The sequence below is a fragment of the Oleiphilus sp. HI0125 genome (genome assembly GCF_001635355.1).
Genome location: NZ_LWGF01000113.1, coordinates 1 through 9,487, shown reverse-complemented (window position 1 = coordinate 9,487; position 9,487 = coordinate 1). Strand labels below are relative to the sequence as shown.

12 protein-coding genes are annotated in these 9,487 nt (G+C 45.0%); 8 read left to right on the top strand and 4 right to left on the bottom strand.

What is annotated here, in order from left to right; all coding sequences use genetic code 11:
• From A3762_RS02015 to A3762_RS01985, 7 genes are all read left to right on the top strand, one after another.
• On the top strand, window positions 1–841 hold an 841-nt coding region (locus A3762_RS02015), incomplete at its 5' end, for a type II secretion system F family protein (RefSeq protein WP_156493136.1).
• 120 nt (window positions 842–961) lie between these two features.
• On the top strand, window positions 962–1,198 hold the full coding sequence (locus A3762_RS02010) for a hypothetical protein (protein WP_068474827.1): 237 nt from the start codon (window positions 962–964) through the stop codon (window positions 1,196–1,198).
• A gap of 67 nt (window positions 1,199–1,265) precedes the next feature.
• Window positions 1,266–1,760 carry a type II secretion system protein gene (locus A3762_RS28655; protein WP_304439251.1) on the top strand — a complete coding sequence of 165 codons (495 nt, stop codon included), beginning with the start codon at window positions 1,266–1,268 and terminating at the stop codon, window positions 1,758–1,760.
• Window positions 1,753–2,256 carry a type II secretion system protein gene (locus A3762_RS02000; protein ID WP_068475272.1) on the top strand — a complete coding sequence of 168 codons (504 nt, stop codon included), beginning with the start codon at window positions 1,753–1,755 and terminating at the stop codon, window positions 2,254–2,256. The genes A3762_RS28655 and A3762_RS02000 overlap by 8 nt, the downstream gene beginning before the upstream one ends.
• Complete coding sequence (locus A3762_RS01995; RefSeq protein WP_068753869.1) at window positions 2,253–2,735, top strand: prepilin-type N-terminal cleavage/methylation domain-containing protein; 483 nt, start codon at window positions 2,253–2,255, stop codon at window positions 2,733–2,735. Before A3762_RS02000 ends, A3762_RS01995 begins: the two co-directional genes overlap by 4 nt.
• Entirely contained in the window at window positions 2,725–3,186 is a 462-nt protein-coding gene (locus A3762_RS01990; RefSeq protein ID WP_068475276.1) for a PilW family protein, read from the top strand. Before A3762_RS01995 ends, A3762_RS01990 begins: the two co-directional genes overlap by 11 nt.
• 2 nt (window positions 3,187–3,188) lie before the next feature.
• Complete coding sequence (locus A3762_RS01985; protein WP_068475278.1) at window positions 3,189–3,530, top strand: hypothetical protein; 342 nt, start codon at window positions 3,189–3,191, stop codon at window positions 3,528–3,530.
• Between the two features lie 7 nt (window positions 3,531–3,537).
• Here the strand turns inward: A3762_RS01985 and glnG are convergent, their stop codons facing one another.
• From glnG to glnA, 4 genes are all read right to left on the bottom strand, one after another.
• Window positions 3,538–4,974, bottom strand: coding sequence for a nitrogen regulation protein NR(I) (gene glnG / locus A3762_RS01980; protein ID WP_068475279.1), 1,437 nt, complete (start codon window positions 4,972–4,974; stop codon window positions 3,538–3,540).
• A 1-nt stretch (window position 4,975) separates the two neighbouring features.
• The gene (gene glnL / locus A3762_RS01975; RefSeq protein ID WP_068475281.1) at window positions 4,976–6,049 is read right to left on the bottom strand and encodes a nitrogen regulation protein NR(II); all 1,074 of its coding nucleotides are present in this window, start codon (window positions 6,047–6,049) and stop codon (window positions 4,976–4,978) included.
• A 206-nt stretch (window positions 6,050–6,255) separates the two neighbouring features.
• On the bottom strand, window positions 6,256–6,774 hold the full coding sequence (locus A3762_RS01970; protein WP_082868883.1) for a DUF4124 domain-containing protein: 519 nt from the start codon (window positions 6,772–6,774) through the stop codon (window positions 6,256–6,258).
• 98 nt (window positions 6,775–6,872) lie between these two features.
• Window positions 6,873–8,279 carry a glutamate--ammonia ligase gene (glnA, locus tag A3762_RS01965; protein ID WP_068475283.1) on the bottom strand — a complete coding sequence of 469 codons (1,407 nt, stop codon included), beginning with the start codon at window positions 8,277–8,279 and terminating at the stop codon, window positions 6,873–6,875.
• Window positions 8,280–8,773: 494 nt separating this feature from the next.
• On the opposite strand from glnA, the gene A3762_RS01960 reads away from it, so the two are divergent.
• Window positions 8,774–9,487: GTP-binding protein (locus A3762_RS01960; protein ID WP_197468940.1), on the top strand; the 714-nt coding region annotated here is incomplete at its 3' end.

Genomic DNA, 9,487 nt, shown 5'->3' with positions numbered 1-9,487 from the left:
TTTATATATCACCATGGTGCGTGTGGGAGAGAGTACCGGAAAGTTAGAAGAGTCGTTTCACAAATTGGCTGAGCACTTGGAGCGAGAGCGAGAAGCAAAAAGGCGTTTTAAGCAGGTAACACGTTATCCATTGTTTTTATTCTTAGCCATCATTGCTGCGCTTTTGTTTATCAACGTTTGGGTGATTCCTGAGTTTCAGGGGCTATTTTCAAAATTTGATTCTGACTTGCCGTTTGCAACCCAAGTATTAGTCAGTTCCGCAGAGTTTTTCCATGATTATGCATGGCTTCTTGTATTGTTTGCTCTGATTTCAGGTGCTGTATTTTGGCAGTGGGTGAATACGACAGAAGGGGCGCTTCGATGGAGTCGCTTTGTGCTGAAAGTGCCAGTGCTCGGCACCTTGCTCCGTTACATCGCGTTGTCTCGTTTTGTGCATAGTTTTGCCATGGTTGTGCGCGCAGGTATGCCGATCACAGAAGGGTTGAGTATCTCAGGTTACGCAAGCGGGAACCCATGGATCGCCAAGCGTATATCGCGTATGAGAACAGCGATAGAGCGAGGTGAGTCTCTTTATCCGGCTGCTTTAATTAGTGGTGTTTTTACTAGTTTGGTGTTGCAGATGCTTGCCGTGGGTGAAGAGTCCGGAAATCTGGATGTTTTGTTAGAAGAAGTGGCTCAATTTTACGATGAAGAGGTCGATTATAGTCTAAAGACATTAACGGATGTCATTGAGCCGATTTTAATTATTGCGATGGGCTTGGTCGTTTTGATGTTAGCGCTAGGGGTGGCGTTACCTATTTGGGACCTTGGTCAGGCAGCAATGGGCGGCAACGTAAGTTAAAAATTATAACAACGATAATACTCAAGTAATGAAACGCTAAAGTCGAACTATTCAAAATAACGACTACGCTAACGCGCATTGAGTAAGTTTCTAATCATATAAAATAAAGGCAACAAGCCAATGAAAAAAACGATTGGACAACTAGGGACGGATGTAAATCAGAAAGGGTATCGAAAATCAGGCCGATCTTGGGTGCTGGTGTCGAGTGTAGTGATCGCAAGTTTGCTGGCAGTAAATGCTGTCGCGAAATACGCGGATTTTCATGAAGTCGCTCGCGATTACCACCATGCTATGCAAGATGATGCGAATCAACGCATGCAAGTGTTGAGCTTGGTCACATCGGAACGAGAAAAATAAGGTCGGCGCTAGTCAATAAGCCTAGTCCGTCTATATTTAATAATAACAAATTAACGAATATCGAATTATGCAGAAGTACAGTCTAATGCGTGCACGTCAGTCGCGCGGTTTTACCCTTATTGAATTAGTGATGGTTATTGTCATCTTAGGTATTTTGTCTGCCTTTGCAATTCCACGATTTGCAGATCTTGGAAAAGAAGCGCGTGAGGCTTCGCTTGCCGGTGTCGCAGGTGCCATCAAATCTGCAGCAGCAATTGCTCATGCGGAGCAATTAGTGAAAGGTGCAAGCTTAGGCGAAGCCGTCACATTGGATGGTGCTCGTATTACCATGGTGAACGGATATCCGACGGCTAATATAGCCGGCATTGCTATTGCTGCGGGTGTTGAACAAAACAAAGACTTTATTGTTCAAAGCGAGGGTGCTCGAGGTGGTGATGTCTTGCGTCTAGAGCTTCAAAAAGATTGTTATGTTGATTACACAGCGGCGAAAGCTGATCTTGATAACACTGCTCCAATTCGCGTTAGTTATGGCGTGAATGTTGTCGCCACTGGTTGTGGCTAGTTTTAAAGCGAATCGTGCGCGGCAACGAGGATTTACCTTAGTAGAACTTATTGCCGTCATTCTTATTCTATCGAGCCTTGTCTGGCTCTCTGTTCGCTCTTTTTCTCCAAGTTTATTTCATACCTACTCGTATACTCAGGTCTTGAATCAATATATTGCTAGGGCGCAATCCTTGGCACTTGCTAACCAAGATAAGGCAGGCGTTTATGTTGAGCTCAATGCCTTAGAAGAAAAGCCAGTGATATTGCTTCTGATATCTGATCGGCATGTATCTCGCTTTGAGTCAAAAGAGCGTTTTTCCGTTCGTTCCTTAGAAGGAGAGTTATCTTCTAAACCTCTTCGTTTAGCTTGGCGTAAAGACGGTCAGCTTGATGCTGCGCGTCCTCAGCCTTTGAAGCTATCTGTTGATAAAGAGAGTAAGCTGATTTGTATCATGCTTAATGGTGAAGTTATCGAAGATCAGACGATCGCTGCGTCTGAATGTGGTGGGCTATGAAAACGTTTAACACAATAAGTGGGTTTACCTTAGTAGAAGTCTTAATTGCCTTGCTCGTTTTGACTGTCAGTGTCTCTAGCCTTTTTTATGCTTATCGCCTTGCTTTATCGGGTGTCGGTAAAAGCATTGAAGCACAGCAGTCCATCATGCTGTCGAATAGCTATCATTCTGATCTCAATCACCAATCACCTAGCCAGTTAAAGAAAAACCTCGAAGAAAAGTGCAAAGCGCTTACGGCACGAAATGAAAGTGTGAGTATCGTGCATCAACCTCCTATGTTGGCAGGTTCGCTTTATCTTGGTTTGAACAACATTTATGAATCATATTCCGTCGAGATCACTTTTCCTTGCACGGGTTTAACGGACTCTCGTTTATTAGCAAACTTGACCATTATGCCGCCATCTGGCCAAAAATATGAATTTGATATGGCTATGAGTAAGTTGTTAAGTGAACCGGTGAGTAAGTCCAATGCTCTCTAAACAGAAAGGTGTCACGTTGATCGAGCTAGTGCTAGCGATCGTTGTTGGTGCGGCGGTGATTGCAATGCTGATCCCTGTGTTGAAATTTATGTTTAGTGTGCCAGAAAAGGCCCAAGCAGCTGATAGAGCCTCGCATAAAGCATTCATAGTGAGTGAAAATATCGTTCGAGCACTTCGTAACGCTAGTGAGGTGCAGATAGAGTCAGAGCAATGCCTAACAGGAGAGAGCAAGGCGCAATCATTCTCTTTTTGTTTTGAGGGTGGAGAGCTAATCCGGACAGACGCTTTTGGAAACAAGAATGTCTTAATGCGAAGTATCTCTGGTCGCTTTGATAAGGTTGCGAACGCAAGCGCGATTAACCTTGCTTTTGTCATTTCTGAATCACAAGCACGCTATTCGTTCTCTCAAGCTCACTTCATGCAAAACAATGATACTTTGGGGCGAGATTAAATATGTATGCACGTGCGGAGCAAGGCTTTATGTTATTGAGTGCAGTGTTTGTTCTGTTGCTTTGTGCTGTATTATCGCTGACACTCGTGGAACGGACTATTAATGTGAGTGAGCGAAGCGCTACCAACATGCTTTCTGCGCAAGCATATTTTTATGCCGATTCCGTACTCGTCGAAGCAGATGATTCGGGGGCTTGTGATGTAAATAGCTCTCATGTCTTGGCAAAACATGATGCACTGTCTTGTCAGGTAAGAGTTGAGTGTAATGAATCTGAAATGAGGTCTGCCGTGGCGGTATGTAAAACGCGCGACGGCATCCCTATTGTTCGAAAGGCAATGAAATAAGGTCTATTTAGGCTTCTTCGACAACGTCTTCAGAAGACTCCATGCCTAGTTCTTTGATTTTTCTTGTTAAGGTATTTCTGCCCCAGCCCAATAGTAACGATGCGTCGCGACGACGACCGCTCGTGTGGCTTAATGCCGTCTCAATCATGATTCGCTCGAACTCAGGAACAGCTGTATCAAGAATGGCGTCTTTGCCTTTTTTAAGTTCTTGGTCAGCCCATTGACGAAGCCCTTCTTGCCACGTGACGCCAGTTGCTTGAATCTCTTTGCTTTCAAGCAACTCAGGAGGGAGGTCTGATACATGAAGCTCCCTACCGCTCGCCATTACCGTAAGCCAGCGACAGGTGTTTTCGAGTTGTCGAACATTACCTGGCCATGGCATTGCGCTCAGATATTCCTCGGTTTCGGGTCTTAGTATTTTAGGTTCTACCGCGAGCTCGTCTGCAGCACGCTTTAAGAAAAAGTGCGTGAGTTTCGGTATGTCTTCTCGACGATCGCTTAAGCGAGGTAAGTGCACACGAATGACATTCAAGCGATGAAATAAATCTTCTCTGAACGAGCCATCTGATACGAGGCCTTCTAGATTTTGGTGTGTCGCAGCAATAATTCGGACATCTACTTTGACCGGTGTGTGTCCACCAACGCGGTAAAATTCGCCGTCAGCAAGCACGCGTAACAGCCGTGTTTGCGTATCTGCAGGCATGTCACCAATTTCATCTAAGAACAGTGTGCCGCCGTTCGCTTGTTCAAACCGTCCAGTTCGCTGGCCGCCTGCTCCTGTAAATGCGCCTTTTTCGTGACCGAATAGTTCAGATTCAATCAAATCTTTCGGTATAGCGGCCATATTAAGTGCAATAAATGGCTCTTTCGCTCGAGGACTATGTTGGTGCAAAGCTTTAGCGACGAGCTCCTTACCTGTTCCCGATTCCCCGTTAATGAGAACCGTAATATTTGAATGAGAAAGACGGCCGATAGCACGGAAAACTTCCTGCATTGCTGGTGCTTCACCAATAATGACAGTGCTTTCTTCAATGTTATTAACTTGTGTGTCGCCATTTTTTGCACGTAGCTCTTGCGAGTGAGCAATTGCGCGCTTCGCAAGTGCGACGGCATCTTCGAGATCAAAGGGCTTTGGCAGGTAGTCAAAAGCACCTTTTTGGTAGGATGTGACGGCACTGTCTAGGTCTGAATGAGCCGTCATTATGATCACAGGGATATCAGGATCATGTTGATGGATGCCAGTGAGTAACTCTAGGCCATCAATGCCCGGCATACGGATATCGCTAATCACGGCGTCAGGCGTTTCTCTCGTTAAGCTATCCAGAACGCCATCCGCGCTTTCGAATGAACGAATAGTGTAGTTTTCCTTTGCTAGGGCTTTTTCTAGTACCCATCGAATTGATCTATCGTCGTCAATTATCCATACGAGTGGTTGGGAACTCATGTTACATCTCCAAAGGAAGGTAAACGATAAAGTCAGTACGGCCAGGTTGGCTCTCGCACTCAACTAAACCATTATGTTTGGTAAAAATACTTTGTGTGATTGACAGTCCAAGGCCCGTGCCTTCAGCGCGACCGCTAATCATTGGGTAGAAAATGTTCTGAATGAAGTTTTTATCAATGCCGGGACCATTATCGATAAGCTCGATACGAGCAACGATTCGATGGCGTGTTTGACCAATCGTAAATTGTCTTAGCGCGCGCGTACGAATAGTGATACTCGCGTCTTCACCAGATTGCGCTTGCGGCTCTAATGCTTGCAGCGCATTTTTTGCGATATTTAGGAAGCCTTGAATGAGTTGGCTTTTATCTCCTTGTATCTCAGGAATACTTGGGTCGTAGTCTTTGACGATGCGAATTGCATTACCTGACTCGGCTCGAATGAGCGCACATACGCGCTCCAAGATTTCGTGCACGTTAAGAGGGCTCAGATTGAGCGCTTTGTGGGTGCCTAACATGCGGTCCACAAGATCACGTAAACGATCCGTTTCTTCTATGATTACCTGCGTATACTCGCTTTGCTCATCGCTTAGTTCCGATGACAGGAGCTGTGCCGCACCACGAATTCCTCCAAGAGGATTCTTGATTTCATGTGCAAGGCCTCTAATGAGGATTTTCGCTGTTTCTTGATTTTCTTGTAGCTGTTCTTCCCGGCTGATTCTAAGTAATCGATCTTTTGCTTGTATCTCAACAAGTAAACAAGGCGCATTATTAGCGATCAGACTAGAAACAGTGCAGTCAACGAGAATGTGTTCGCCATTTAATAAGGTCATCTTACATTCGCGTTGAGTGTAAGAGTGCCCCGTTTTAAGGATCTCTTTCATCTCGTCGATGAGATTACTTTCAATGTCACTAAATAGTTCAGGAAATTTCGCGGCTTCCAAGCGTTTTTGGCTTACTTGGGTCAACATTTCAGCAGCAGGGTTGTAATCAAGCACCGTCAAGTCTTCCGCTAAAACGAGAACGGATGTCGATAGGTTGTCTAGGATCACTGATTGCTGAATGTTTTGGTTTTTCATTCGTCTTTTCTGGCTTTATATGATGGTTTCGCACCGTTTAAGACAACTAGCAATAATTAAACCATTTGCGGTGCATTCATTTTGATAAGAGCTAAGTTATTGAATTTACCAAGATTGTTATTCTGTTAATTGCTCGATAACAATCCTTCGCACTTGAGGAGAGCACAATGAAGATTTTACATGCACCATGGTGGTGCATCAAGAGTTTAGTTTAGCTTTGAAGGGCGGTGCATTGTGAAAGATATGGAGGAGGATTTGATGATTTTACCGCTAGCATCGCTAATCTGAACGCTAAGTTGGTGCGTTCCGCGAAATACGTTATCAACAATCAACGATGTGGTGCGTTGTTCGCCTACGAGTTGGTTATCGATGAAGATTTTATATATGTGGCTCGGTCTTAATTCTGGGAATGAGGTAAAAGAAATGTTTACTGTGCCAGAGCCGCTGTGGAATGCACTGTCATTGCTAGGGCTTAGTATCTTTAAGGATTGATAGAGTTCTTTTGTTGTTGTGTCAGCTTGTTGAGTGTTCGTTGAGCTAGGAGGTAGTTTAAGTGCGGGTACTGTAGCGACATCTTGCACTTCTATTGTTTCAGAGCGTTCGCTTGGTTCGTCTGAGAAAGAGATGCTGCCATCAGGGTTAATGGTTTTGTAGACCTTGGTAGCGCCACTTAGGCCAATTGTTAAAGCCAAAAGGAAGAGGGAAGAAATGATTGATTTTGTCATGGCTTCGGGCAGCTCCGTTGCGTATTAGGCTGCTTCTAGTATGAACCTCAGATATAAAAAAGCCCAGCATTTGCTGGGCTTTTCTTTAAAACAAAGTCTTAAACTGAGTAGTACATGTCGAACTCAACTGGGTGAGTTGTCATGTTCAATGTCTCAACTTCTTCACGCTTAAGTTCAAGGTAGCCTTGAATCATATCTTCAGTGAACACGCCGCCTTTTGTAAGGAATTCGTGATCAGCTTCAAGAGCGTCAAGTGCAACGTCAAACGTTTCAGCAACAGTTGGGATCTCAGCCGCTTCTTCAGCTGGAAGATCGTACAAGTCTTTATCTGCTGGATCGCCAGGGTGGATCTTGTTCTGGATACCGTCAAGACCAGCCATCATCAATGCAGAGAACGCCAAGTATGGGTTTGCAGATGGGTCAGGGAAACGAGCTTCCATACGACGCGCTTTTGGCGAGTTAACGAATGGAATACGGATAGAAGCTGAACGGTTACGTGCAGAGTATGCAAGCATAACTGGAGCTTCGAAACCTGGAACCAAACGCTTATAAGAGTTTGTAGAAGCGTTAGTGAATGCGTTGATCGCGCGAGCATGCTTGATGATACCGCCGATGTAGTACAAACACTCGTCTGAAAGACCTGCGTAGCCGTCACCAGCGAAGATGTTGTTGCCATCTTTTGCTAGAGACATGTGTACGTGCATACCAGAACCGTTGTCACCTACAAGAGGCTTAGGCATGAATGTCGCAGTCTTGCCGTAAGCGTGTGCAACGTTGTGTACACAGTACTTAAGAATTTGAACTTCGTCGGCTTTGTTTACAAGTGTGTTCGCACCAACGCCGATTTCACACTGACCAGCAGTACCTACTTCGTGGTGGTGTACTTCGATCACTAGTCCCATTGCTTCCATTGCAGCACACATTGCGCCACGAAGATCGTGCAAAGAGTCAACTGGTGGTACTGGGAAGTAACCGCCTTTAACGCCAGGACGGTGACCAGTGTTGCCGCCTTCGATGCTTGCGTCGCTAGACCATGCAGCTTCTTCAGAGTTGATTTGGTACATCGCACCGCTGATGTCAGCTTTCCACTTAACATCGTCAAATACGAAGAACTCTGGCTCTGGACCAAACAATGCGCTGTCTGCGATGCCAGTAGACTTCAAGTATTCTTCTGCGCGCTTAGCAACAGAGCGTGGGTCACGCTCGTAGCCTTGCATAGTTGCAGGCTCAACGATGTCACAACGCAAGATAAGAGTGGTTTCTTCAGTGAAAGGATCAAGAACTGAAGTAGAGTCGTCAGGCATAAGGATCATGTCTGATTCGTTGATGCCTTTCCAGCCAGCGATAGATGAACCGTCAAACATTTTGCCTTCTTCGAAGAAGTCTTCGTCAACTTCAGATGAAGGGATGCTTACGTGCTGCTCTTTACCACGTGTGTCTGTGAAGCGAAGGTCTACCCACGTTACTTCATTTTCTTGGATCAGGCCCAGAGTTTTCTCTGACATTATATTTACTCCATTTAACGGATGTTTTCGAACACCAAAGAGGTCGTTCTTGTATTTCGGTCTGCGACGATTGTTATCACCTTTGCAGATGTTTGTTGTCGCAAACTGTTGTTTTATTGACGCAATAAGCGTTCTTTGGGGCTTATTTCGTACTCGCGCCTATAAAATTGGCAGCAGCGTAACACGCTAGGCAACCTATTTATAGGGTTTCACGGGGTGTGCCCGCTTTTGGTTCACTAGATATGCAAGCATCTTGCCAAAAGTTAAGAAGCTCTATTTTTTGAGTATAAACAACGAATTAGGAATTTCTTGGAATTTTACAAAGGTTTTTATTGCGCCTTAATGGTGCGCATGGCTTCTTGCAGGGTCAATTTGGTGCATTCGTTGTTTTGGGTAGGATTGCAAATAAATGTACATTTGATGTCCATCTTCATTTGCTTGCTGTATACTCCGCGTCCGATTTTTTAACCCTCAAATTTTTGGGAATTGCTGTTGTGATTGAGAACCTTAGAAATATCGCCATTATCGCGCACGTTGACCATGGTAAGACTACCCTGGTTGATGGCTTGTTAGGTCAGTCCGGTACCTTAGATCGTAAAGATGAAGGTGCTGAGCGAATTATGGACTCGAACGATCAAGAGAAGGAGCGTGGCATTACCATTCTTGCTAAGAACACAGCAATTACATGGAATGATTACCGTATTAATATTGTGGACACTCCTGGGCACGCCGACTTCGGTGGTGAGGTAGAGCGTGTTCTTTCTATGGTTGATTCTGTACTACTTCTTGTTGATGCAGTAGACGGACCGATGCCACAGACGCGTTTTGTAACGTCAAAGGCGTTTGAGAAAGGTTTGAACCCGATTGTTGTTATCAACAAGATTGACCGTCCGGGTGCGCGTCCTGATTGGGTAATGGATCAGGTGTTCGACTTGTTTGATCGACTCGGTGCAACCGATGAGCAGTTAGACTTCCCTGTGATTTATGCGTCTGCATTGAATGGTATTGCGGGAGATGATCCGGAAGAAATGGCAGAAGACATGACGCCATTGTTTCAAATGATCGTTGATCAAGTTCCAGCGCCAAAAGTTGACCCTGAGGGTTCTTTCCAAATGCAAATCTCTGCATTGGATTATGATTCATATGTAGGTGTTATTGGTATTGGACGCATCACGCGCGGAACGCTGTCGCCTAATCAGCAAGTTATT